The sequence below is a fragment of the Neorhizobium galegae bv. orientalis str. HAMBI 540 genome, from assembly GCF_000731315.1.
Lineage (GTDB): Bacteria > Pseudomonadota > Alphaproteobacteria > Rhizobiales > Rhizobiaceae > Neorhizobium > Neorhizobium galegae.
Genome location: NZ_HG938354.1, coordinates 665,221 through 688,275 on the forward strand (window position 1 = coordinate 665,221; position 23,055 = coordinate 688,275).

22 protein-coding genes and 2 pseudogenes are annotated in these 23,055 nt (G+C 61.2%); 17 read left to right on the forward strand and 7 right to left on the reverse strand.

Annotated elements, in window-relative coordinates:
- Position 1 precedes the first annotated feature (1 nt).
- Together RG540_RS25660 and RG540_RS25665 are read left to right on the forward strand one after the other, a co-directional pair.
- Positions 2-745, forward strand: coding sequence for an ABC transporter permease (locus tag RG540_RS25660; RefSeq protein WP_041364732.1), 744 nt, complete (start codon positions 2-4; stop codon positions 743-745).
- Positions 746-756: 11 nt separating this feature from the next.
- Entirely contained in the window at positions 757-1,947 is a 1,191-nt protein-coding gene (locus RG540_RS25665) for a phosphopentomutase (protein ID WP_041364734.1), read from the forward strand.
- Here RG540_RS25665 and RG540_RS25670 read toward each other — a convergent pair.
- From RG540_RS25670 to RG540_RS25680, 3 genes are read right to left on the reverse strand one after another with little or no spacing between them, the layout of a single operon-like run.
- Entirely contained in the window at positions 1,944-2,717 is a 774-nt protein-coding gene (locus tag RG540_RS25670; RefSeq protein WP_041364735.1) for an ABC transporter permease, read from the reverse strand. The two genes, RG540_RS25665 and RG540_RS25670, sit on opposite strands and share 4 nt — an antisense overlap.
- The gene (locus RG540_RS25675; RefSeq protein ID WP_046600622.1) at positions 2,714-3,529 is read right to left on the reverse strand and encodes an ABC transporter ATP-binding protein; all 816 of its coding nucleotides are present in this window, start codon (positions 3,527-3,529) and stop codon (positions 2,714-2,716) included. The genes RG540_RS25670 and RG540_RS25675 overlap by 4 nt, the downstream gene beginning before the upstream one ends.
- Positions 3,530-3,585: 56 nt before the next feature.
- Complete coding sequence (locus RG540_RS25680) at positions 3,586-4,611, reverse strand: ABC transporter substrate-binding protein (RefSeq protein ID WP_080725073.1); 1,026 nt, start codon at positions 4,609-4,611, stop codon at positions 3,586-3,588.
- A 138-nt stretch (positions 4,612-4,749) separates the two neighbouring features.
- Between RG540_RS25680 and RG540_RS25685 the strand changes: the two genes are divergently transcribed.
- Together RG540_RS25685 and RG540_RS25690 are read left to right on the forward strand one after the other, a co-directional pair.
- On the forward strand, positions 4,750-5,634 hold the full coding sequence (locus RG540_RS25685) for a helix-turn-helix domain-containing protein (RefSeq protein WP_041366359.1): 885 nt from the start codon (positions 4,750-4,752) through the stop codon (positions 5,632-5,634).
- A 102-nt stretch (positions 5,635-5,736) separates the two neighbouring features.
- Positions 5,737-6,390, forward strand: a complete 654-nt coding sequence (locus RG540_RS25690) for an HAD hydrolase-like protein (protein ID WP_041364737.1) — start codon at positions 5,737-5,739, stop codon at positions 6,388-6,390.
- A 383-nt stretch (positions 6,391-6,773) separates the two neighbouring features.
- Here the strand turns inward: RG540_RS25690 and RG540_RS32520 are convergent.
- The 3 genes and pseudogenes from RG540_RS32520 to RG540_RS25700 form a co-directional block, all read right to left on the reverse strand.
- Positions 6,774-6,946: pseudogene (locus RG540_RS32520) on the reverse strand (integrase); the annotation flags it as partial.
- A 17-nt stretch (positions 6,947-6,963) separates the two neighbouring features.
- Positions 6,964-7,350, reverse strand: a complete 387-nt coding sequence (locus RG540_RS25695; RefSeq protein WP_041364739.1) for a type II toxin-antitoxin system VapC family toxin — start codon at positions 7,348-7,350, stop codon at positions 6,964-6,966.
- Complete coding sequence (locus RG540_RS25700) at positions 7,347-7,595, reverse strand: type II toxin-antitoxin system VapB family antitoxin (protein WP_040124628.1); 249 nt, start codon at positions 7,593-7,595, stop codon at positions 7,347-7,349. Before RG540_RS25700 ends, RG540_RS25695 begins: the two co-directional genes overlap by 4 nt.
- A 326-nt stretch (positions 7,596-7,921) precedes the next feature.
- On the opposite strand from RG540_RS25700, the pseudogene RG540_RS33625 reads away from it, so the two are divergent.
- The 13 genes and pseudogenes from RG540_RS33625 to RG540_RS25760 form a co-directional block, all read left to right on the forward strand.
- A pseudogene (locus tag RG540_RS33625) lies at positions 7,922-8,008 on the forward strand (IS21-like element helper ATPase IstB); the annotation flags it as partial.
- Between the two features lie 163 nt (positions 8,009-8,171).
- Positions 8,172-9,143 carry a LysR family transcriptional regulator gene (locus tag RG540_RS25705; RefSeq protein WP_041366360.1) on the forward strand — a complete coding sequence of 324 codons (972 nt, stop codon included), beginning with the start codon at positions 8,172-8,174 and terminating at the stop codon, positions 9,141-9,143.
- Positions 9,144-9,169: 26 nt separating this feature from the next.
- A complete protein-coding gene (locus tag RG540_RS25710; protein ID WP_041366361.1) occupies positions 9,170-10,630 on the forward strand; it encodes an NAD(P)-binding domain-containing protein in 1,461 nt (486 codons plus the stop codon).
- Positions 10,631-10,664: 34 nt separating this feature from the next.
- A complete protein-coding gene (locus tag RG540_RS25715) occupies positions 10,665-11,582 on the forward strand; it encodes an ABC transporter permease (RefSeq protein WP_041366363.1) in 918 nt (305 codons plus the stop codon).
- Between the two features lie 8 nt (positions 11,583-11,590).
- Positions 11,591-12,448: an ABC transporter permease gene (locus tag RG540_RS25720; protein ID WP_041364741.1), complete on the forward strand. Its 858-nt coding sequence runs from the start codon at positions 11,591-11,593 to the stop codon at positions 12,446-12,448.
- Complete coding sequence (locus RG540_RS25725; protein WP_041364742.1) at positions 12,445-13,635, forward strand: M24 family metallopeptidase; 1,191 nt, start codon at positions 12,445-12,447, stop codon at positions 13,633-13,635. Before RG540_RS25720 ends, RG540_RS25725 begins: the two co-directional genes overlap by 4 nt.
- A gap of 7 nt (positions 13,636-13,642) precedes the next feature.
- Positions 13,643-14,653, forward strand: a complete 1,011-nt coding sequence (locus RG540_RS25730) for an ABC transporter ATP-binding protein (RefSeq protein ID WP_041364744.1) — start codon at positions 13,643-13,645, stop codon at positions 14,651-14,653.
- The gene (locus RG540_RS25735) at positions 14,650-15,567 is read left to right on the forward strand and encodes an ABC transporter ATP-binding protein (RefSeq protein ID WP_041364746.1); all 918 of its coding nucleotides are present in this window, start codon (positions 14,650-14,652) and stop codon (positions 15,565-15,567) included. Before RG540_RS25730 ends, RG540_RS25735 begins: the two co-directional genes overlap by 4 nt.
- Before the next feature lie 4 nt (positions 15,568-15,571).
- Positions 15,572-17,848, forward strand: coding sequence for a molybdopterin-dependent oxidoreductase (locus tag RG540_RS25740; protein ID WP_041364748.1), 2,277 nt, complete (start codon positions 15,572-15,574; stop codon positions 17,846-17,848).
- The gene (locus RG540_RS25745; protein WP_041364749.1) at positions 17,841-18,341 is read left to right on the forward strand and encodes a CMD domain-containing protein; all 501 of its coding nucleotides are present in this window, start codon (positions 17,841-17,843) and stop codon (positions 18,339-18,341) included. Before RG540_RS25740 ends, RG540_RS25745 begins: the two co-directional genes overlap by 8 nt.
- Positions 18,338-18,916, forward strand: coding sequence for a peroxidase-related enzyme (locus RG540_RS25750; RefSeq protein WP_041364750.1), 579 nt, complete (start codon positions 18,338-18,340; stop codon positions 18,914-18,916). The genes RG540_RS25745 and RG540_RS25750 overlap by 4 nt, the downstream gene beginning before the upstream one ends.
- Positions 18,917-19,114: 198 nt before the next feature.
- Positions 19,115-20,626: an ABC transporter substrate-binding protein gene (locus tag RG540_RS25755; protein ID WP_041364752.1), complete on the forward strand. Its 1,512-nt coding sequence runs from the start codon at positions 19,115-19,117 to the stop codon at positions 20,624-20,626.
- Positions 20,627-20,780: 154 nt separating this feature from the next.
- Complete coding sequence (locus RG540_RS25760) at positions 20,781-21,623, forward strand: alpha/beta fold hydrolase (RefSeq protein ID WP_041364753.1); 843 nt, start codon at positions 20,781-20,783, stop codon at positions 21,621-21,623.
- 244 nt (positions 21,624-21,867) lie between these two features.
- On the opposite strand, the gene RG540_RS25765 is transcribed toward RG540_RS25760, so the two are convergent.
- Positions 21,868-23,052, reverse strand: coding sequence for a hypothetical protein (locus tag RG540_RS25765; RefSeq protein ID WP_041364755.1), 1,185 nt, complete (start codon positions 23,050-23,052; stop codon positions 21,868-21,870).
- Between the last annotated feature and the right edge of the window lie 3 nt (positions 23,053-23,055).

Here is a 23,055-nt window from a genome sequence, read left to right on the forward strand (position 1 = left end):
CATGATCCTGCGTGGCATAGCGGGTTTGATCGCAACCCTCGTCCTGTGGACGGCGATCGTCGTCATCTTCAGGGTTCCGGCATTCCTTCTGCCGGGACCGCTGGAGGTGTTCGCACGTCTGCTCTTCCTGTTCGAAAATGCCAAGCTTTTCCGGCACATCGGCGTTACGCTCACGGAGATCGTCGCAGGTTTTGTAATCGGGACGGCGGTCGGCATTCTTGCCGGAGTCGTCTTCGCGCGGCTTCCCCGGGTCGAACGCTTTGCCACGCCGCTTATCCTGCTTCTGCAGACCGCACCGAAGATCGCGATCGCGCCCCTGCTGCTGTTGTGGCTGGGGATCGGGCCAACGCCCAAGATCGTGCTGATCGCGATCGTCACCTTTTTCCCCGTCATGTCCGGCATGGTGACCGGTCTGCGTTACGGGGAAGGCAGTTTTCGTGATCTCGGCGCGGTGCTGAAGCTCAGCCCCTGGCAGAGCTTCTGGCATATCGAACTGCCGTCGGCGCTGCCGGCGGTGCTTGCCGGCATGGCGGTTGCAACGACACTTGCGATGACCGCCGCCGTCATCGGCGAATTGATGGGCGCCAACGAGGGCATCGGCTATCTGTTGTCCTCCGGCCAGGAAAACAGCGATACTGCCGTCGTCATCGGCATGGTGCTCCTGCTGTCGCTGATCGGCTGGGCCTTCTACGAGGTCATCGAACTGATCCGCCGCCGTTCGCTCGGCCGGTTTCAACTGAGCTGACTGGTTAGGTCATGGCGCGTGTTTTCCTCTGTGTCCTCGATTCCGTCGGCTGTGGCGGCGCGCCGGATGCGGCCCGCTACGGGGACGAAGGCTCGAATACCGTGCTTCATATTGCCGAGGCCTGTGCCGCTGGGCGTGCGGAAGAGGGGCGCAGCGGTCTGCTGAAAGTTCCGAACCTCGACGCATTGGGATTGGGTGCAGCGATCCAGCTCGCGTCGGGCAGGACGGCGCCCGGTCTCGGCGCGGCACCGATCGGTCGCTGGGGTGCGGCGGAGGAAATCTCTGCGGGCAAGGATACCCAGAGCGGTCATTGGGAGCTCGCCGGCGTGGCGGTCACCCGTGACTGGCATTATTTCTCGCGCACGATACCGGCATTTCCGGATGAGCTGATGGCCGAACTCGCAACACGCTCAGGCATCCCCGGAACGCTTGCGAATTGCCATGCTTCGGGCACCGAGGTGCTCGACCGGTTCGGTGCCGAACACATCGCGACCGGCAAGCCGATCGTTTATACCTCCGCCGACAGCGTCGTGCAGATTGCAGCCCATGAAGCCCATTTTGGTCTCGACCGTCTGCTCGATCTTTGCCGGATCGCCGCCGAAATCTTTCATCCGCTGAATGTCGGCAGGATCATTGCCAGGCCCTTCGTCGGCGCGGCGCCAGGCGCCTTTGTCCGCACCGCAAACCGCAAGGATTTTGCCATCGCCCCTCCGGACGGAACGATCTGCGACCGGGTGGTTACTGCAGGCGGTGCGGTCCATGCGGTCGGCAAGATCGGCGACATCTTTGCCTACAAGGGCATTACTGACGTCTCCAAGGGCAGGGACGACATGGCGCTCTTCGACCATGTGCTTGGCTGGTGCCGCCGTGCCGAGCCGGGCGATCTGGTCTTTGCCAATTTCATCGAGTTCGACAGTCTCTGGGGCCATCGCCGCGACGTTTCAGGCTATGCCCGCGCGCTCGAAACCTTCGACGCTCGCCTGCCGGAACTGACAGGGCGTCTGCGTAGCGATGATCTCTTGATCATCACCGCAGACCATGGCAACGACCCGACCTGGGTGGGCACCGATCACACCCGCGAGCGGGTGCCGGTGTTGGCGACGGGGCCAGGCACAAAACCCGCGGAGCTGGGTATCTGCGGGTTTGGTCATGTGGCGGAGATGATCGCGGCGCATCTCGCGCTGCCCAAAGGGGCTAACTAGCCGCCGATGCCGAAGGTGGCTCCCCGCGTCGCCCAGCCGGTCATGCGGCGTTCTATGAAGGCGAAAATCATATACATGAGGACGCCCATGAGCGCGATGACGACAAGGCCTGCAAACACAAGCGGGATCCGGAAATTGGCGGACGCCTGGGTCATCAGCGTTCCGATACCCCGGTTGGAGGCAAGCGTTTCCGAGATGACGGATCCCACAAATGCAAGCGTGATCGAGATCTTCAGCGACGCGAACAGGTAAGGCATGGAACGTGGAATGCCGACCTTGCGGACGACATCGAGTTGACTTGCGCCCAGCGAGCGCAAGACGTCGCGCAGGTCAGTCTCGATTGTCGCGAGACCTGTCGCAACGTTTACCGCAATCGGGAAGAAGCTCAGCATGAACGCGGTGATCACGGCGGGTATGGTGCCTATGCCGAACCACACGACAAGGATAGGTACGATCGCAACCTTCGGCACCGAGTTGAAGCCGACGAGCAGCGGATAAAGGCTCGTATAGGCGAGCCTGGACGATCCCACCAGCACACCGAGAACCGCGCCGAATCCCACCGCGACGGCGAAGCCGATGACCGTCGTTAGCAGCGTCTGGCTCGAATGAAACCAGATGATATAGGCGTTCTCATAAAGGGCCGCTGCGATCATCGTGGGGGATGGCAGGACGAAAGGCGGGATATCAAAAGCTTTGCAGGCGAGCTCCCACAGGACAAGCAGGATAACCGGCAAAGCCACAGGGCCGACACGTTCCAACATGCTCATCATGCCTTTCCTGCTGGTTTTGCGGGTGCGATTTCAATCGGCATTCTTTGCGAGCGGATATCCGAGCGCAGGTCCATGACGTTTGCGTTGAACGCGGGATCCAGGAAGGTCTGCTCGCCTCTCGGCCGGCTGAACGCCGACGTGTCGACCGTCCGAACAACCCGGCCCGGCCTGTTGGACATCACATGAACGCTGTCTGCCAGATAAAGCGCCTCTCTGAGGTCGTGGGTCACCAGAATGGCCGTGAAGTGCCGTTCCAGCCAGATCGCCTGCAGCACATCCCACAATTCCTCGCGCGTGAATGCATCGAGTGCACCGAAGGGCTCATCGAGCATCAGCAGTCGCGGCTGGTGGATCAACGACCGGCAAAGAGACACGCGTTGCTGCATGCCGCCGGAAAGCTGCCACGGATAATGACTTGCAAAACTCTCCAGTCCCACGATCCGCAGAAGATCCATGGCCCGGTCGACGAATTCCTGTTTCTTCGCGCGGAACTGATGGCGCTCGGGACGAACGACTTCGAGAGGGAGCAGGACGTTTTCCAATGTCGTCCGCCAGGGCAAAAGATTCGGATTTTGAAACGCCATTCCGACGATGCTGACCGGGCCTGAGATTTCGTGCTGATCGACCACAACGGCGCCGGTGGTGGCGGGCATCAAGCCCGTCACCAATTTCATCAGCGAGGATTTCCCGCAGCCGGACGGTCCGACCACCGCCGCGAAGGACCCTTCTTCGACCTTCATATTAAGGCCTGATACCGCCGGCGTCTTGCCGTAGGAAAGGCTGACGTCAATCAATTCGACGAGGTTCTTCATCCGGGCCGCCAGGAATGTCGTTTCGGAACGATTATGAGATGCTTGCTGGGAATTGCTTACTTGGGCGGCATCCGTTCGGCTGACGGCGGGAGGTATTCGGTCGTGTAGACCTTATCGGCAGCGGGTGCCGCGATTTTGTAGGCGTCGCTGTTCGTTTTGATCGTCAACGCCATGCGGGCAGGATCTACGTAGCCGAGACCATTCGCTTCGAACGAAGGGGATTTCAGAACACCCTTGTCCAACAGGAATTTCAGGCGTGCCGCCTCGAGTTTGACGTCATAGAGCGGCTCGATTTCCTTCATCGCCTGCATGCCGGCCTCCGGGTTTTTCAGGAGAGCGATGGTGCCGGCGATCGAGGCCTTGACGAAGCCCTTGATGACGTCCGGGTGCTTGGCGATATAGTTCGGGGTTGCAACCAGCGCGCTTCCATAAAGGTCGAGCCCATTGTCGGCATAACCAAGCACAGTGATATCCTTTTCCGGTACGCCAGCCGAAATGAGGTTGAAGACAGACGTCGAGGAGAAGCCGGAGATCGCATCCACCTGGCCCTGCACCAGCATCGTCTCACGCAGGTTCGGCGCGATGGTGACCCAGTTGATCGAGGCGGGGTCGATCTTGTTTGCCTTGGCGAACGCGCTGAACATCAGGCGGCTTGAATCGGCTTCCGGAGCACCGATCTTCTTGCCGGCAAGGTCTGCCGGCGACTTGATGCCGCTCTTGGCAAGAGTAATGATCGAGTTGGGGGTCCTGTCGAACACCTGATAGAACGCAATCAGATACCGATCGGGGTTTTCGGCATTGAACTTGATGAGCGAATTGATATCGGTGAACCCGATGTCGTAGGCGCCCGCTGCGACTTTAACGATGGTATCGCCCGAGCCATAGCCCCGGTCCATGGTGACGTTCAGCCCATTGGCCTGGAAATCTTTGTTTTTAAGGGCAAGACCCCAGATGGCATGGTTCCCCTGCAAGGTCCAATCTAGCGAGAACTTCACCGGCGTCAGGTTCTGCGCGATACCGGAAACGGCGGAGCTGACCAGTGTCCCTGCGGCAAGCAGGATTGCTGCAATTGCTTTCATCATTATCACGTCCCCTTTTTTGATGTTGTAAACGAGCTATCTCAAAATTTAGACGATGTCCATAATATTTAGACAAGGCATATAAAATGAAGTATCCCTCGTTCTCAATGAGGAGAATCGCTGATGTCGGAAAGGCGAACGATGCCGGCGGAGGAGGCCGGCATACTGAAGGATATCGGCCAGCGGCTGAATGCGTATCGCCTGGCGCACGGCCTGTCTCCTGAAATGCTTGCCGACAAGCTCGGCGTTTCCCGTGCCGCCCTTTACCGGGCGGAAAAAGGAGAAATCCTCAAGATTGAAACCCTCGTTCGCATCAGCCGTGTGCTGGACGTCTCTCTGCCCAATCTCCTGGGGGTAGGTATCGAATATGTGGATACCGCCTTGGGTTTTTTCGAGCGAATGCGTCAGATTGAGGCCGAGAGCGAGCAGATCATCGGCTTCTTCGGTCCTCTTTCCTATCTCCTGACGTCGCCAGCATATGACGAGATGCTCGCGCTTGCGATGGATGACCTGAGATCCAAGGACGACGAGACCGCGACGGCCATCGACAGGCTTCTGTTGGTCCTCCGGGAGCGTAAGGAAGCCTATCAACGCCGCCGCCCCCTCCTGGTCAACCTGATCGCAGCCTCCGAGCTGCGACGGTTTTTGTCGAATGGGCTGATTGGGCGCGATGATCTCTCAGCTTCGGACCGGCGAAATCGACAGTCCATGGCCAGGTCCGAGGTAAAACACATTGTCGAGCTCGTCAAAAAGCCGTCCATTGGCGTTCAGATAGCGGTTGTGCCGGGCCTTGTTCCGGCGACGAATTTTCAGATCTTTCGGCAGGCGGGGCGCTCTGTTCTTGCGATCAGCCCGTTTCGCCTTGGAGAACAGCCAAACGTCAGGGTCGGGGTCGGGATCATCACCGCATCGCTGGAAGGCGTGAAACTGCATGAGGAAATTGCCCGCAGGATGTGGGAGAGCGCGCTGAAGGGCGAGGATGCGATCGATCTCATCAGCAGCATGATGGCTGAAACGCGACATTGAAAATGTTGCACAGGACCGATCCAGTTTGCAGAACTGGATGCAATGGTTGCCATCCATACATCAGTTATTGAGCCTCTATATGATCGGAAAGTGAGTTTCCTTATGTCTTCGCCTTCAGCCATTCTTCTCGACCTCGATGGGACCTTGATCGACTCAGAGCCGGGCATCCTGTCCAGCTGCCGCGCGGCCTTGCGGGCTCTCGGCCATACGACAGATCCGGCAATGGACATCGCCTCGATCATCGGGCCGCCGATCGAAGACGTCATGCGCTATCTTCTCCAGCCATTCGGCGACAGTCGCGTGTCGGAAGCGGTCGAGGCATATCGTGAAGACTATGGGACGCGGGGCCTGCTGCTCAGCGAGCTCTACGACGGAATTGCAGACGCTCTTTTTGCGATGCGGGAAACGGGTGTGAGCTTATATCTGGCAACGTCGAAACGGGCGGTGTTTGCTCGGAAGATTCTTGAGAACAAAAATCTGGCTCCGCTTTTCGACGGCATCTACGGTTCGGTGCCCGGCCAGGATATCGACCACAAGCCGGAATTGATCTCCCACATTCTGGCGGAGAACGGTCTGACCGCGGATCAGTGCATCATGGTCGGCGATCGCAAATTCGACGTCGCCGGCGCTCATGCCAACCGCATGCGGGCGATTGGTGTCCTGTGGGGATATGGCAGCCGCGAGGAACTGGAGATCGCCGGGGCGGACCGCTTGATCGAGACGCCGGCCGAATTGCCTGGCAGGTTTCGATGGTGACTCTGATGTCCATCGTCCAAGGCGATAGGTCGAGCACGTCGAGGATTTGAGAAGTTAAGCGCGCCACGACACGACGGTAGCGTATATCTGTTCGATTTGTTGGAACATGCGGTGATCACGCTGTGAGGATGGACATTTCTCGCCTCAGGTCGAAGAAGTGGTGGTATTCGCCGCGGACAGCTTTTTCTCGTTTTCGAATCCGGTCTGGCAGCCCTATCCCTCGGAATGAAGCAGGCCGCTGGCCTTGGTCTGATCCTGGACGCCAAGCGGCGCGACATCGGAGCCACCGCGTCCGCCTATACCCGTATCTATCTCACGCCCGCCTCGGAAGGCGGAAGCAGTGATTTCGAGGCTGATCGCCTGACGGTGAACCCGCTGATGGGCCGACACCAGGCGGCGGATGCTTTCAGTCCGAGGCGTAGGCCTTACGGGTATTGGAGGAGCTTGCCGCCTCGACATAACCACGGGCACGTTCGGTCAGATCTTGCCGATGCGCCGGCAGGGCAGGGGGCTCGTTATCAGCCAGCACGATGGCTTGAGCGGATCCGGTCGACATTGCATCGTCGGCCGTGGTTACGCCGCCTGGACATCGGTTTGAGAGAAGTCGTTACCCTTAAACAGCAGCGGTTCGCCAGTCGCTTTCGCCAGAGCATAAGCAAAGCAGTCGCCGAAGTTGAGACCGGCCTTGTGACGGCCTTTACCGAAATCCAGAAAAGCCTGTCGGGCCAGTTCGCCGTGATCAAGAGTGACAGGCTCGACGATGATGCCGGCGCGCCGGAGGAAAGCCTCGGCCTGGCGCATACCATCAAGGCCGAGCTGGCCTTCCACCACCATCGATAACTCCACGTAGTTCGCTACGCTGATCCGCGTGAGCTCGACCTCATGGATGGCCTTAACAAACCTCGCCGCCTCGGGCTCACGATAAAGAATTGCGACCAGCGCCGAAGTGTCGACGATCATTTTGGCAGGCCGTTCTCGTCATAAAGGAAATCGGCATGATCGACATAGGGGCGTTTGACGTTCGCTGCAGCGCGATCTGCGATCGCGAGAAGCTCCTCGACGCTGGCCCGGCCTTTTCGGCGTTCGATCTTGGCAAAACGCTCACGCAACGCCTCGGTGACGACACGGGTCATGCTTTCTCCCGTGGCGTGGGAGATCGCCTGTGCCAGGCGATGGGCTTCCGGATCCTTGATGCTGAGGCTCATGTGGATAGCTCTCATATAGAAAAATAGCGTTCTTTCTAGATTTCTACATAAAAATATTGTCGCATTCAAGTGCCCAAGACAACGTCGATAATGCCAGGTTATCGGTCATTTGGACCCGAATTTGGCCGCGCGAACCTTGGAAAGCCGTCAGAATTCCCGCTCGATGTCAAAAGATGTCAGATAGCCGAGCGATGCGGGCTTTACGCGCAGGCTGCTCATGAAGGGCACTGCAAGGGTCTCAGGTTTGCGGATCGCTTTCATCGCATGCAAATCTGCGGCTCGCTATTGAGGGACAGATGAGCCTCTCCGGCCGCTACCGACATCCGCAACAAAACGCGCGTGGCCGCTTCTTCGACGTTGTTGACCTGGTCAACCGGCTGGAAACGGAAACGCGTAGCGGCAAGCACAGTCGCATCGTCGTCATTGGCGCAACCTCGTGTTCCCATTGGCCTGATGAAGAGAGGGTCTACTGCCCAGCTTATCATTTGGGCAATTTATACGTTGCGCATTTTTTTGAGTATGCGATATTTGAATTAACAATAGTCGATGCTGCATTTTGCGCATTATGGGTCGGCGATGGAAATCAAGCAGCTGGAAGTGTTCCTCGCAGTCATGTCGGCAGGCAGCATCACCGCTGCGGCCCGCTTGCTCGACCGCTCGCAGTCGCAGGTGACGCGGCTCATTCAGGAACTTGAATCCTCCGTCGGTTTCGCACTTTTTGACCGCAACGGTCCGCGCATCACGCCGACATCGCGGGCGGTCGCTTTTCATTCGGATGCCGAGCGGTTCCTGACCGGTATCGGCCAGCTCAAGGAGCGTGCCAGGAATATTCTCTCGGAAGAGCCGGCGCCGATCGAGATCGCTGCGATCCCGGCATTCGCAAGCGGTTTGGTTCCGCTCGCGCTTGCGGAAATGCCGGCGGACCTCCTTCCGCGGAATGTGCATCTGCGCAGCATTTCGGCCGAGGCGGCCGTCCAGTCGGCGCTTGCCCGCACCGCGGATTTCTGCGTCGCTTCACTACCGGTCGAGCATCCGGGCCTTGATGTGCACGGCCTGTTTCAAGCGCCTTGCGTTGCTGCGGTGGCGGCGGACGATCCTCTGGCGGGCAAGGACATCATCTCCGTTCGCGACCTGGCCGACCGCTGCCTCATCACCATGGCCAATCCCTTCCGGCTGCGTCGCCGCGTCAATCAGGCGCTGCAGGCGGCCGATGTCCGGCCATCGCGTGTCGTCGATACCAATGCGGCGCTGAATGCGCTGCAGCTCGCCTCCACGGGTTTCGGCGTCTCGATCGTGGAGCCCGCGACCGCCTATGGCCTGCAGCTCAAGAACGTCGAGATCCGCCCGCTCGATGTCGACATCCCGTTTCTCTGGGGCATTTTCTCGGCCGCTTCCAAGCCGCTTTCGGAAGGTGTTCTGGAGCTCATCCAGTTGATCATCAGGATGTCGGCCGCTCGCATCCCAGGCTTCGTGGCGCATGATCCCGGCCATATCGAACGCGTGGCGGATGCGACTTTCGGCGCCGGCGCGAACGCACAGGAGCAGTGATTTTGAAGGCGCAGGACGCACAACGGATGAAAGGTCTGGAAGCGCTTGAACGGCGGCTTGCCGAGGACCTGTCGTTTCTCGAGCTCCCTCCCAAGGAGTGGGTGCCGGCGACCGAATATGATGGTGTCCAAGTTTTCGATACCGTCGTAATCGGCGCCGGCATGTGCGGCCTGGTGGCGACCGCATCGCTGAAAATGCTCGGCATCCATAACGTCGTCTGCCTCGACCGCTCTCCCCAAGGGCAGGAGGGACCGTGGGTGACGTTCGCGCGCATGGAAACGCTGCGCTCTCCCAAACAGCTGCCGGGGCCGGCGCTGGGCCTGCCGGCGCTGACATTCAGGGCATGGTATGTTTCGCAGTTCGGCGCGCAGGCATGGGACGCGCTCGGCAAGATCCCCAAATCGCAGTGGATGGACTACCTGGTCTGGTACCGCCGCGTGCTTCAACTGCCAGTCCGCAATCTCGTCACCGTCACCGAGATGACCCCGGTCAGCCAAGACCTGATCGCTCTCGACGTTTGGGATGCTGAAAGCGGCAGACAGGAACGACTTTATGCGCGGCACGTGGTTCTGGCGACCGGCCGCGACGGCCTCGGCGGCGGTTACGTGCCGGAATTCGTCGAGCGCGTACGGTCAAAATTCTGGGCCCATTCCGCCGACGAGATCGATTTCCCGGCCCTGAAGGGCAAGCGCGTCGCGGTCGTCGGGGCGGGGGCTTCCGCCATGGACAATGCGGCAACCGCGCTCGAAGCCGGTGCCGGCCAGGTCGATATGATCATCCGGCGCAAGGAACTCCCTCGCATCAACAAATTCACCGGCATCGCCAGCCAGGGTGTCGTCCAGGGTTTTGCCGGCCTCAGCGATGCGTGGAAATGGAAATTTCTCGACTATGTGCTCGGCGCCCAGACACCGCCGCCGCGCGATTCCACCCTGCGGGTGTCGCAACATCAAAACAGCCGGTTTTTCCTCGGCACGGCGGTGACCGGCCTACGGGAAAGCGGCGACCATATCGTCGTCGAAACGAGCGGCGGCGATGTCGACTATGATTTCGCGATCTTCGCCACCGGCTTCCGGGTCGATCTCGATCGCCGCCCCGAACTCAAGCATTTTGCGCCTTATATCCAGTTCTGGAGCGACGTCTTCACGCCCGAAAAGGGCATGGAAAACGGCGAGCTCGCCACATCTCCCTATCTTGGTCCCGATTTCGAATTTCTCGAAAAGCTTCCCGGCAGCTGCCCGTCATTGCATCTCGTCCATTGCTTCAACTATCCGGCCTCGCTCAGCCACGGCAAGTTGTCGGGCGATATACCGGCGGTCAGCGACGGCGGTCGTCGGCTTGCCCGCGGCATCGCCCGCAATCTCTTCGTCGCCGACCGCGAAACCCATTTCGCCAATCTCGTCGCCTTTGAAACGCCGGAGCTGCTCGGCGACGAGTGGACGGATTCCGCCGCGATGATCCCGGCCATCCTCAAGGGAGCGGCCGAATGACGACCGTCATCCTCTATCGCACGGGGTGCTGGCCGTGACTCGCTATCTTGTCGGCAAGCTGGCAGAATCGCTTCTCGCCATATGGGGCGTGGTCACGATCGTTTTTTTCGTGAGCCGCGTTCTCGGCGACCCGGCCGTGCTTCTGCTGCCGGTCGGCGCCGGCCAGCAGGACCTCGACGCGCTTCGGGCTTCGCTTGGCCTCGATCGCCCCATCCTCGAACAATATCTCATCTCCGTGCTGGCCATGGTCCGGGGCGATTTCGGCGTTTCCTTCCAGCACCAGCGCCCTGCCATGGATGTCGTTCTCGAACGCATGCCGGTGACCGCCACGCTCGCCGGAACCGCGCTTTTGTTCGGGACGCTGATCGGAGCGGTGGCCGGTGCCATCGCGGCGCTGAAACGCGGCACCATCTCGGAATTCATCGTCATGGTGGCGGCTCTTCTGGGCCAGGCGACCCCGGTTTTCTGGCTCGGCATCATGCTGATCCTGGTATTTTCGGTCGATCTCGGCTGGTTCCCGACGGGTGGCTCGGGAACCATCGCGCATCTGGTGCTGCCGGGACTGACGCTGTCGGTCTTCGTGTCGGCGTCGATCGCCCGTCTGCTCCGATCGTCGCTGCTCGACATCATGCGCGAAGACTATGTCCGAACCGCGCGGGCCAAGGGCCTGCTGCCGCGCACCGTGTTTTTCTGGCACATCGCACGAAACGCGCTGATCCCGGTGATTACGATGATCGGCATCATCGCCGGCGAGCTTCTCGGGGGATCGGTGGTCATCGAAACCGTGTTCGCCTGGCCTGGCGTCGGGCGCATCATCATGCAGGCGATCCAGGCCCAGGATTTCCCGGTCATCCAGGCTGGGGTCGCACTGGTCGCCGCCATCTTCATCGTCGTAAACTTAGCGGTCGATTTGCTCTATGGCGTGCTCGATCCGCGCATCCGTCGGCGATAGGTGCGGTCATGAAAGCGTTCTTCCTCGCCCTTCTGAAAAGCCGCGCCGGACTGTTCGGTTTCCTGCTGGTGTCGGTCTTCGTGCTGGCCGCAATTCTCGCGCCCTATCTCGGCCTGCCGGTGCCGACGCGATCCAACCTGCTTGCCCGCATGGCAGCTCCCACCTGGACGGGGTTGTTTTCGCCCGGCGCCCATCCGCTCGGCACCGATGAACTCGGCCGCGATATCCTGTCCCGCATCGTCCACGGCAGCCGGATCACGCTGGCGATTGCGGCCGCGGCCGTCATCCTGGGCGGCATCGTCGGCACGCTGCTTGGCATTGTCGCCGGTTACTACCGCGGCATGGTCGATCGCGTCCTGATGCGCATCGTCGATATCCAGCTCGCCTTGCCGCTGATGCTTCTGGCCCTTCTGGTGGTTGCGGCGCTCGGACCCTCGACCCGCAACCTCGTCATCGTGCTCGCCTTGACGAGCTGGCTCCGCTACGCCCGCATCATCCGTGGCCAGGTGCTTGCCCTTCGCGAGCGCGAGTTCATCCTGTCGGCCCATGCGATCGGTGCGGGGACCTGGCGCATCATGCTCAAGCACCTGCTGCCGAACGTCATGACCCCGGCGCTGGTGATCGCGACGCTGGAACTCGCCCGCATCATCATCATGGACGCGGCGCTCTCGTTTCTCGGGCTTGGCGTCCAGCCGCCCAATCCGAGTTGGGGTCGCATGCTGGCCGATGGCCGCGTCTACATCTCGACTGCCTGGTGGATCGTCACCTTCCCCGGCATTGCCATTCTCCTGACCGTGCTCAGCGTCAACCTTCTGGGTGACTGGCTGCGCGATCATTTCGATCCGAAATTGAGGACCATGCGATGAACCAGCTTTCCCGTTCCACGTTACCGCCCCGCGTCGGACGCCTGAAGGCCGGGATGGCCAGGCAGGGCGTCGATGTCATCGTCTCCTTCAAACCGGAAAACAGCTTCTATTTCACCGGCTTCAACCCGATCATCTATTCCCACCCGGTGATCGCCATCCTGACCCCGGACCATGACCCGATCATGCTCGTGCATGCGCTGCGCGACGATCACGGCCGCGCCAGCGCCTGGGTGCCGGATATCCGCCTCTACGGGTCCTGGTCGACCAAGGTCACCATGGGGCCGAACTGGCAGGATGCGCTGGCCTCGATCCTTGCCGATCTCGGCGTGGCCGGCAAGACCGTCGGCATCGAGGAGGAATTCATTTCGATCCAGCGGGCCGGCCAGTTGCGCAAGGCGCTGCCGGACGCGGCATTCGCCGATGTCAGCCATCTGATCGACCATTGCCGCCTGATCAAGGACCCGGACGAGATCGCCAATGCCCGCATCGCCGCGCGGGCGGCCGATCTTGGCATGGATACGGCGATCGCAACCCTTGCCGCCGGCGGCAACGAGCGGGAGGTCGCCATCGCCTCCATGCATGCGATGAACACGCTGTGGACCGCCGAATATCCCGATGTCGAGGTCTGCGACTTCGGCTCGCTGGAAGGCGGGGTCCAGAACGGCATGGCGACCTGGGTGCTCTCGGGGCCGCGCATGTTCTACAATTGCGACAACCCCACCCAGCGCAAGCCTCAGCGCGGCGAGGCTGTCTCGGTGTTGATCTGGACGATCGCCAACGGCATCCACGCCGAAAACGAGCGCACCATCGCGATGGGCCCGCTCCCGGAGGTCAACAAGCGGGCGCTCGACGCCATTCTCGAAATCCGCGAAGAGGTCGATGCCCTGATCAGGCCCGGCACGCCCTACAAGGACCTGTTCGAAAAGACCCGCGAGGGCCTGAAGGCGCGTGGTTATGGTGCCAACATTCCGGGCCGCATCGGCCACGGGATCGGGCTTGGCGCACACGAACATTCCTCGCTCGACGCGTCGTCTTCGCTTGTGCTCGAACCGGGCATGATCTTCACCTTCGAGCCCAATATCCGCGTTCCCGGCGTCTGCGCGACGCAGATCTCCGATACCGTTCTCGTCACCGAGACCGGCCGCGAGTATCTGACCCGCTCGGCCGGCGGCTATCTGGAGGTCTGAGCGTCCGATGGCACCCTTGCTCGAGGTCCGCAATCTCACCGTCGCGTTCGACACGCCGGCCGGCATCGTGCATGCCGTCAACGACGTGTCCTACAGCCTGGAAGAGGGCGAGACGCTCGGCATCGTCGGCGAATCCGGCTCGGGCAAGAGCGTCCATGCCTTGTCGATGGTCGGGTTGATCGCGACGCCGCCCGGCCGCATCGTCCGCGGCGAAGTCCTGTTCAACGGTCGCGACCTGCTGGCGCTGTCGCAACGCGACCTGTTCGAAGTGCGCGGCAAGGAAATCGGCTTCGTCTTCCAGGATCCGATGACCTCGCTCAATCCGGTCCTGACCATCGAGCGGCAGATCGCCGAGCCGCTGCGGCGGCATTTCGGCATGTCGGCAAGCCAGGCGCGGACCCGCGTCGTCGAACTTCTCGAACTTGTCGGCATCCCCGATGCCGCCCGCCGCGCCAAACAATATCCGCACGAGTTTTCCGGCGGCATGCGCCAGCGCGTGATGATCGCGATCGGCATTTCGTGCAATCCGAAGCTGCTGATCGCCGACGAGGCGACCACGGCGCTCGACGTCACCGTCCAGGCGCAGATCCTCGATCTGGTGCGTGATCTCAAGAAAAAGATCGGCACCACCGTCATCTGGATCACCCATGACATGGGCGTCGTCGCCGGCCTCGCCGATACGGTTCAGGTCATGTATGGCGGCCGGATCATGGAACGCGGCCCGGTCCGCGCCGTGTTCCACGATCCCCGCAACGCCTATACCTGGGGCCTTCTGAAGTCTCTGCCGCATGGCGGCCGTCGAGGCGTGACCCGGCTTTACCAGATCCCCGGCAATCCGCCGGACCTGACCAAAGAGCCGATCGGCGATCCTTTCGCGCCGCGCAATCCCTTCGCGACCGAGCGTTGCCGCATCGAGATGCCGCCGCTCGGCGAAGTCGAGGGCAGCGTTGCCGGCCACAAGGCGGCCGCCTGGTACGATCTTCGTGCCGAGCTTGCCGCCACGCAGGTGCAGCCATGAGCGAGAGCAACATGACGCCGCTGGTTTCGGTCCAGAACCTCTGCAAGACCTATGGCGGCGAGAAGCGTTTGTTCGGCGGTTCGACGCCGGCCCTGAAGGCCGTCAACAATGTCAGCTTCGACATCGCTCCCGGCGAGACGCTCGGCCTTGTCGGCGAATCCGGCTCGGGCAAGAGCACGACCGGCCGTGTGCTGCTGCAGCTCGAGGCGCCGACCGGCGGCGACATCCTCTACAAGGGCGAGAATATCACCGGCCTGAGCAAGGCGATGTTGAAGCCTTACCGGCGCGACATGCAGGTCATCTTCCAGGATCCCTATGCCTCGCTCAATCCGCGCATGACGGTGGGCGAATTTGTCGGCGAACCGCTGGAGGTTCATAAACTGGGCGGCTCGCGCCGCGAGCGTGAGGATCGGGTCGCCTCGCTGTTTACCAAAGTCGGCCTCGATCCGTCCTTCATGAAGCGTTATCCGCACGAGTTTTCCGGCGGCCAGCGCCAACGCGTCAATATCGCGCGAGCGATCGCGCTCAATCCTGCCTTCATCGTGGCCGACGAGCCGATCACCGCACTCGACGTGTCGATCCAGGCGCAGATCGTCAACCTGTTCCAGGATCTGCAGGACGAGCTGGGACTGACCTACCTGTTCATCGCCCACGATCTGTCGATGATCCGTTATCTCTGCCACCGGGTGGCCGTCATGCTGCGCGGGCGCATCGTCGAAATCGGCCCCTGCGACGCGATTTTTGAAAACCCGCAGCATGCCTATACGAAAGCGCTGCTTTCGGCGATCCCGGTTCCCGACCCGGATATCGAACGGAACCGCCGCCCGCTCGTCTTCGACGTCGGCGCCAACCTGCCGCGGGAGGAAGCCGTTCTGCGGCCCGTCGGCAACCGTCATTTCGTACTGGAGGTTTGAGAAAATGACGCATCTGTTCGCAACCCATTTCGGCACTTACGAAGTCGGCACGGATGCGAACGGGAAGCGCAAGCTCCTGCCGTTCCGTCACGATCCGGACCCTTCGGAAATGGGTCTCGGTTACCTGGATCTGGCCGACCATCCGGAACGCATTCGCGCCCCGATGGTCCGCAAGTCCTGGCTGGAGAAGGGGCCTCTTGCCGCCACCGGCGTTTCGCGCGGCCGCGAGGATTTCGTCGAGATAAGCTGGGACAAGGCTGCAGGCCTGATCGCCGGCGAGCTTCGGCGCGTGCGCGAACTTCACGGCAACCAGGCGATTTTCGCCGGCTCCTACGGCTGGGCCAGCGCCGGCCGTTTCCACCATGCGCAAAGCCAGCTCAAGCGCCTGCTCAATCTCGCCGGCGGCTTCACCTCTTCCGTCAACAGCTATTCCTATGGTGCTGCGGCCGTCCTTCTCCCGCATATCCTCGGACCGGACTACAAGGACGCCTGCGATACCTCGCCGTCCTGGAACGACATTTCCGAAGGCTGTCAGCTGCTGGTCGGGTTCGGCGGCTTCCGGCTGAGCAATGCGCAGGTCGAGTCGGGAGGGACCGGCAGCCACCGCGCCGTCGAATGGCTGCGGCGCTGCCAGGACAAGGGTACGCGCATCGTCGTGTTCAGCCCCGCTTCGAGCGATGCGCCCTCCGGTCCGAGCGTCCGGCATGTACCGCTCCGCCCCAATACGGATGCCGCGGTCATGCTGGGCATGTGCCATACGCTGCTGAGCCAGGGCCTGTTCGACTGCGATTTCCTGAGACGCTGTACGACCGGCTATTGCGATTTCGAGAGCTATCTGGTCGGCGAGGCAGACGGCATCGCCAAGGATGCCGAATGGGCCTCGGCCATTTCCGGCGTGCCGGCGAAAACCATCGTCGAGATCGCCGAAGACCTGCATGACGTGCCGAGCCTGGTTAACGTCGCATGGTCGCTGCAACGGGCGCGGCGTGGCGAACAGCCGTTCTGGGCGGCGATCGCTCTCGCCTCGATGGCGGGTCATGTCGGCAAGCGCGGCTGCGGTTTCTCCTTCGGGCTGACAGCCGTCAACTCCGTCGGCCAGCCGGTGCGGCGCCTGAAAGGGCCGGCATTCGAACAAGGCTCCAACCCGGTCCGCAGCTTCATTCCGGTGGCGCGGATCACCGATCTGCTCGAAAATCCGGGCGGGCGGATCGACTACGACGGACAGGTTCTCGAACTGCCCGATATCCGGCTCGTCTGGTGGGCCGGCGGCAATCCCTTCCACCATCATCAGGATCTCAACCGGTTGGCCGAGGCTTTCCGGCGCCCCGAGACCGTGATCGTCACCGAGAACATGTGGACTGCCACCGCCAAGATGGCGGACATCGTGCTTCCGTCGGCGTTTCCCTTCGAGCGCGACGATGTCGCGGCGGCGTCGCGCGAGAACTGGCTGGTCTACAGCCGCCGTGTGATGGATCCGCCGGCCGGTGTCTTGACCGATCACGAAGCCTATTGCCTGATCGCCGAAGAACTCGGTTGCCGCCAGCAGTTCGACGAGGGGCTGACGACCGACGACTGGCTTGCCCGGATCTACGAAGGTTATCGGGAGCGTTATCCGGAACTGCCGGATTTCCAGGCGTTTCGCGTCCGGGGTTATGCCGCGCTCGACGAAGGCGAGCTTGCGCCGTCGCCCGCGAACCATTTTCGCGATTTCGTAAGAGACCCGAATGCGGCCCCGCTGAAAACAGCGAGCGGGAGGATCGAAATCGGGTCGAGCGCTGTCCGCGGCTTCGGTTATTCCGACATCGCCGGCCATCCCGTCTGGCTGGCGCCGGAGGAGTGGCTTGGCGCACCGCTTTCGGCGAAACATCCGTTCCATCTCCTGTCTCCGCAACCCGCCCACCGCCTGCATGGCCAGCTCGAATACGGTCCCGCGAGCCAGGCGGCCAAGCTTGACGGCTACGAGCGGTTCACGCTGAGCGAGATCGACGCCAGGCGTCTTACCCTGAAACAGGACGACCTTTGCGAGCTTTACAACGACCGCGGCCGAACGATCGCGGCGCTGACGATCGACGGTGGCCTGATGCCCGGCGTCGCCGTGCTTGCGACCGGCGGCTGGTTCCGCCCCGATGCGCAGGGCGTCGACCATGGCGGCAACCCGAATACGCTGACAGCGATTACACCCGCCTCGCATCTGTCGCAGGCGACCGCCCCCAATTCATGCCTGATCTCGATCCGTCCATGGCCCGGATCCGCAGGTGGAACCTATGATGGGAATGAGTGACTTGGACCAGATCGACATCCTATCCGGCTTGAAACCGGGCTCCGAGCTCTACGCGATCCGCCGCGAACGACCGGAATTCGTGGAGGGCACCGAGCTCTGCCGCGAAACGGTGCTCAGTCCAAATCATGGCTTTGGCCTCAGCCATGCACTGCGCGCCGCGCTCGCCTCCCGCATGGCCCGCTCCATCGGACGCGAGGACCTGGCAGCGGTCTACGATCTGATGCTGGACGAAGCCGGCAGCGATGCGGACCTGGCCTCGATCGCCTCGGGTGCTGAAACCGCGGCGGCCGCCGATGCCTTTACCAGTGCCATTATCCGCCACGCCGACCTCGTCACCCGGACGCCGCGCAACAGCAGCAGGGCGGATATCGAGCGCCTCGAAAAGGCGGGCTTCACCAATCCGCAGATCATCGCGCTGTCCGAGCTGATTGCCTTCGTCAACTACGAGGCACGCGTCCTTGCCGGCCTCAGCCTGCTGGAGGAGGTCGAATGAGCACGGCGCGTTTCAAGGTCAAGGCGCTCTCCTGGTCGCCCTATATCGAGCCGGTCGACGTTGCCACGGCGAGCGAAGAACAGCTGGCTGCGATGCAGGTGACCCCGTCCAATACCAGGGTTTCCCCCTATGTGCGCACGCTCGCGCATGATCCGGAATCCTACGTGGCCCGCACGAAACTGTTCAACGCCATCATGTATGCCAAGGGCGGCCTCGACCGGGCCGAGCGCGAACTCGGCGCGCTCGTCGCCTCCGCCGTCAATCGCTGCGTCTACTGCGCCTCGGTCCATGCCCGCCGTTATGTCGAACTGTCGGGCCGCGAGGATATCGTCGAGGAGATCTATGTGCGAGGCCTCGAAGGTCCGTTCGATGCCAAGACCCAGGCGATCGTCGATTTCTGCAAGGCGCTGTCCGAGACGCCATCGCAGGCCACCAAGGAGCAGGTACAGGCCCTTCGCGATCATGGCATGTCGAAGGCCGAGATCGTCGACCTCATCCACTCCGCCGCCATTTTCGGCTGGGCGAACCGGCTGATGCACACGCTTGGTCATTCCGTACCTGTCGAAGCCAAATGAACGGAAGGGAGGAAAACAGCATGACCGCCAACTCCCCGGACAAGCCAATCGTCGCTCCCAACAGGCGAACGATCGAAACGTTCTGCGATCCTTGCAAATTCGATCCGCTTATACTCAAGGACGTAAAATAGAGGAAAAGCGTCTCTTGAGAACGCAGTGTAAACCCATGAAAAACCAACGGGAATTAATCAGAAGGGAATGGACGTGACCAGAAAATCAATCGCCGCGGCAATCGCCGCACTTTCGCTCGGCGCCACGATATCGACATCGGCTCTTGCACAGGACAAGACGCTGACCATCGCGATCACCAACACGATCAACACGTTCGATCCGCATATGACGGCATCCGTCGGTACCGACCTCAGCCTGCTCAGCCACATCTATCCGTCGCTGGTTCTGCGCAGCCCCGACATGAAGATTGCTCCGGCTCTTGCAACCGAATGGACGAGCGTCGACGATCTGACCTGGCGCATCAAGCTGCGGTCGGACGCCACATTCAACGATGGCGAGAAGATCGATGCCGAAGTGGTCAAATGGAATTTTGACCGTGTGCGCGACCCGGCCGTCAATGCCCGCATCAAGGCGTGGTTCACGCTGATCTCCGACGTCAAGGTCATCAGCCCGACCGAAATCGAGATCAAGACGAGCTCGCCCTATCCGGCGATGATCGGCCAGCTGTCCATGTTCTTCCTGCTGCCGCCGAAATGGGCCGCCAATCATAAGCCGGCTACCGAGACCGCGTCGGGCGGCGCCTATGTCATCTCCTCCGTCAAGCCCGGCGAGAGCATCACGCTCGACGCCAATCCGCAATACTGGGGTGCGAAGCCGGATTTCAGCAAGGTCGTTGTCCGCATCATTCCGGATGCCGCCAGCCGTGTCGCCGCGCTGCTTGCGGGCGAGGTCGATTTCATCAACTCGATCCCGACCACGGAAATTACCCGGATCAAGACGAGCGGCAGCGCCCAGGCCGGCGCGGTGCCGAGCACCCGCACCGCGTTCATCAAGTTCAACACGCTGAAGCCGCCGCTCGACAACAAACTGCTTCGCCAGGCGCTGAACTACGCCGTCGACAAGGAAGGCATCGTCAAGGCGATCTTCAACGACCAGGCCGAGATCGCCAAGTGCCAGGTGACATCGAAGAGCTATTTCGGCTTCAACGCCGATCTGAAGCCCTACGCCTATGATCCGGAAAAGGCGGCCGAACTTTTGAAGAAGGCAGGCGGTGCGCCGGCCGAGCCGATCGAAATCGAAGTGCCGACCGGCATCTATCTGAACGGCGAGGAAGTCGTCCAGGCGGTCGCCAGCCAGCTGGAAGAGATCGGCGTCAAGACCAAGATCGTCGAGATGCAGTTCAGCGCCTATATGGACAAGTATCTGAAGACCAAGGACCTCGGTCGCATGAGCCTGCTCAGCCAGGCCTGGCCGACGATCGATGCCGATGGTCTTCTGACCCTGTTCGCGCCAGGCAACATGTATGCCTATTGGGAGAATGCCGATTTCGGAAAAGCCTTGGCGGACGGCCGCTCGACCATGGATGTGGCGAAGCGCCAGGCGGCCTACAAGAAGGCGACCGAGGTGATGTGCGACGAGGCGCCGGCGCTCTTCCTCTATACCCAGCCCGCCACCTACGGCCTGTCCAAGCGTATCACCTGGGCCGCTCGGGGCGACGACTGGGTCCGCGCTTTCGACATGAAGCCTGCGGCCAACTGAGGCCCAGGACGCCAAATGTCGCCATCCCGCTTCACACGAGGCGGGATGGTCTCCCGTTGGCCCATGACAGTTGTCGGATCCAGCACCAGCCGGACGATGGCGATCCGACAGAAGCACCTACTCAGACGCCATATCAGCAGGATAGGATAGTCCCATGCCGACAGTGACACTCAACAACGCCACCTTTGTCTACGACGACATCGGCAATCCCGACGCCGAGCCTATCATTGCGCTGCATGGCGGGCGCGGCATCGGCGACCGCCACGGGGAGTTCAACGCCTACAAGGTCCTGTCGGACAAATACCGTGTCATCGCCTATGATCAGCGCGGTTGCGGGGAGACGAGCCTGACGCCTCCCTACACGTTCGAGCAGTTGGCCGATGACGTCGAAGCCTTTCGCATGAACGTGTGCGGCGGCCGCAAGATCATTCTCGAGGGCGGCTCGTTCGGCGGCATGATCGCGCTCACCTATGCCGTGAAATACGGCCAGAACCTGTCGCGGCTGATCCTGCGTGGGACCGCCGCGAGCTATCACCACGAAGACGATGCCATGGTGGTGTTCAAGCAGCGCATTCACAAGGCAACCAGCGCCTCCCTCGACATGCTCGACAAGATGTTCTCCGACCGGGTCAAGGACGATACCGAGCTGCGCCTGATCTGGCTGGCGCTGCAGCCGCTCTATTACGAGAAATTCGATCCGGATGCGGCGCTGGAACGCACCCGCACCATGCATTTGCATGCCGAAACCCATAACGCGCTGTTCAAGGAACGACTTTACGACCTGCGCGACAAGCTGAAGGATATTCCGGTTCCGACGCTGGTTGTCTGTGGTGCCGAAGACTGGATCTGCCCGCCGAACCATTCGCGGCTGATCGCCGAAAGCATCCCCAAGGGCGAACTTCTCGAAGTGCCGAACGCAAACCACGCGGTCCATGCCGAAGCGCATGAGGTCGTGATCGCCGCGGTCCGCGAGTTTTTGGCGCGCACGTCGAACTGAGACCTGCGGCACGTAACCAGCTATCTGATTGGCATTGGGATCCGCTATCGTTGGGAACGGCAACAGCCGCTTGCCTGCGGGCTGGGGAAGAACCTTTGCGCGGAATCGGCATATTGGAATCGGTTATACCGGTTAGCAGCTATATTGCATGCTGCGGGCTCGGAAACTGACCTCCGCCACTGGTAAGGTCGGTGGCAGCACCGTCATCGCGCGATAGCTGTTCAACTCTTCCAATGCGTGTTTATCAGATCCGTCTAAGCCAATGTTGTGCCAACGTATTCGGCGTGTGCATGTTGTTATAGAGATAGTTCCAAAACTCATCTTTTTCTTCAACACGTATCTGGGACCAGACCGAGTGAACCGCCATCTCTCCGCACCAATATGCGTAGACAAAAGGAGCGCGCAGATCATGACGAAGGAAGGCGAGTCGCGATCGGGTAACATCAGGAGATTGCAGGGAAGCAGCAGCGATATTCGGCACGACTTCATCAAAGGATTGCCCCTCGCCAAGCAGTTGCCAGGCGGCGCGACACCTGAGCGCGGAACGAAGGCGCTGCAGAAGGTGGCCGAGATGATCCTCCGGCGTTTCGATCCAATCGAGGAATTGCATGCCATTGTCGGCGATGCCTTCGAAAATCGCCGAACTTGCCGAACTCGTGACCACCTGAGCGGCATCAAGCGGCATCAGGCCTTCCGCCACGCGTCTCTCGCGCAGTTTCAGGTGAACGAGATGGCCCGGAAAAGCCTCGTGTACTGCCAGGTGCTTAAGTCCAAAAGCAGTGTAAGGAAAGTCGACATTGAGCAGCAGCCGTCTGCCGGGGAAATCGCAATAGGCCGAGTAAGGCACGTCCCGCTGGGCGATAGGTTTGATCCATTCGTCATTCACCCAATCGGCCCTTAACGCGGTTGCCAGCATGCCGCAGCGCGTTCGTGCCTGACGCTGAAAATCCGCAAGCACGTCGAGCACCTTGTCCGATGGTATCCGGGCGTGCTGCTCCCAGCGCGCAAAATCCTCAAAAAGGCTGCCGTCGCGAAAGCCGAGTTCGTCCAACACCTCACGAATTCCTCTGTGATATCCCATGATTATCTCTTCGGGTATATCGCGGGCGTCGATACGGATCTGCCGCTCCAGCCTTTCACCAAAACTGATGGAATCGCCCCTGAAGGTGGCAATCAGGGCGAGCAGCGAGTCGGACATCTCGTCGAGCCAATCCCCGCGCAGCGCGGTTTCGGCTTGCCCGAGACGATCGCGAAAGGACAGAAGCGCGGCTTCCGCTTCGTCGTAGCTGTCAAATCGCTGCGGCGATATCTCGGCGACAGCGACGGGTATGAGCCCTTCGGCGTCCAGAATGCCGGCATTGCGATTGCGGCTGCGATAGAGCAGGTCAAGACCCGCCGTTATCGCCGCCAATTCTCCTCCCAGCTTCATCCA

What these genes read in the sequence shown, in the direction of transcription:
- RG540_RS25660 (WP_041364732.1), top strand. Translation starts at nt 2, where the DNA reads ATGATCCTGCGTGGCATAGCGGGTTTGATCGCAACCCTCGTCCTGTGG.
- RG540_RS25665 (WP_041364734.1), top strand. Translation starts at nt 757, where the DNA reads ATGGCGCGTGTTTTCCTCTGTGTCCTCGATTCCGTCGGCTGTGGCGGC.
- RG540_RS25670 (WP_041364735.1), bottom strand. Translation starts at nt 2,717, where the DNA reads ATGATGAGCATGTTGGAACGTGTCGGCCCTGTGGCTTTGCCGGTTATC.
- RG540_RS25675 (WP_046600622.1), bottom strand. Translation starts at nt 3,529, where the DNA reads ATGAAGAACCTCGTCGAATTGATTGACGTCAGCCTTTCCTACGGCAAG.
- RG540_RS25680 (WP_080725073.1), bottom strand. Translation starts at nt 4,611, where the DNA reads ATGATGAAAGCAATTGCAGCAATCCTGCTTGCCGCAGGGACACTGGTC.
- RG540_RS25685 (WP_041366359.1), top strand. Translation starts at nt 4,750, where the DNA reads ATGCCGGCGGAGGAGGCCGGCATACTGAAGGATATCGGCCAGCGGCTG.
- RG540_RS25690 (WP_041364737.1), top strand. Translation starts at nt 5,737, where the DNA reads ATGTCTTCGCCTTCAGCCATTCTTCTCGACCTCGATGGGACCTTGATC.
- RG540_RS25695 (WP_041364739.1), bottom strand. Translation starts at nt 7,350, where the DNA reads ATGATCGTCGACACTTCGGCGCTGGTCGCAATTCTTTATCGTGAGCCC.
- RG540_RS25700 (WP_040124628.1), bottom strand. Translation starts at nt 7,595, where the DNA reads ATGAGCCTCAGCATCAAGGATCCGGAAGCCCATCGCCTGGCACAGGCG.
- RG540_RS25705 (WP_041366360.1), top strand. Translation starts at nt 8,172, where the DNA reads ATGGAAATCAAGCAGCTGGAAGTGTTCCTCGCAGTCATGTCGGCAGGC.
- RG540_RS25710 (WP_041366361.1), top strand. Translation starts at nt 9,170, where the DNA reads ATGAAAGGTCTGGAAGCGCTTGAACGGCGGCTTGCCGAGGACCTGTCG.
- RG540_RS25720 (WP_041364741.1), top strand. Translation starts at nt 11,591, where the DNA reads ATGAAAGCGTTCTTCCTCGCCCTTCTGAAAAGCCGCGCCGGACTGTTC.
- RG540_RS25725 (WP_041364742.1), top strand. Translation starts at nt 12,445, where the DNA reads ATGAACCAGCTTTCCCGTTCCACGTTACCGCCCCGCGTCGGACGCCTG.
- RG540_RS25730 (WP_041364744.1), top strand. Translation starts at nt 13,643, where the DNA reads ATGGCACCCTTGCTCGAGGTCCGCAATCTCACCGTCGCGTTCGACACG.
- RG540_RS25735 (WP_041364746.1), top strand. Translation starts at nt 14,650, where the DNA reads ATGAGCGAGAGCAACATGACGCCGCTGGTTTCGGTCCAGAACCTCTGC.
- RG540_RS25740 (WP_041364748.1), top strand. Translation starts at nt 15,572, where the DNA reads ATGACGCATCTGTTCGCAACCCATTTCGGCACTTACGAAGTCGGCACG.
- RG540_RS25745 (WP_041364749.1), top strand. Translation starts at nt 17,841, where the DNA reads ATGAGTGACTTGGACCAGATCGACATCCTATCCGGCTTGAAACCGGGC.
- RG540_RS25750 (WP_041364750.1), top strand. Translation starts at nt 18,338, where the DNA reads ATGAGCACGGCGCGTTTCAAGGTCAAGGCGCTCTCCTGGTCGCCCTAT.
- RG540_RS25755 (WP_041364752.1), top strand. Translation starts at nt 19,115, where the DNA reads ATGGACGTGACCAGAAAATCAATCGCCGCGGCAATCGCCGCACTTTCG.
- RG540_RS25760 (WP_041364753.1), top strand. Translation starts at nt 20,781, where the DNA reads ATGCCGACAGTGACACTCAACAACGCCACCTTTGTCTACGACGACATC.
- RG540_RS25765 (WP_041364755.1), bottom strand. Translation starts at nt 23,052, where the DNA reads ATGAAGCTGGGAGGAGAATTGGCGGCGATAACGGCGGGTCTTGACCTG.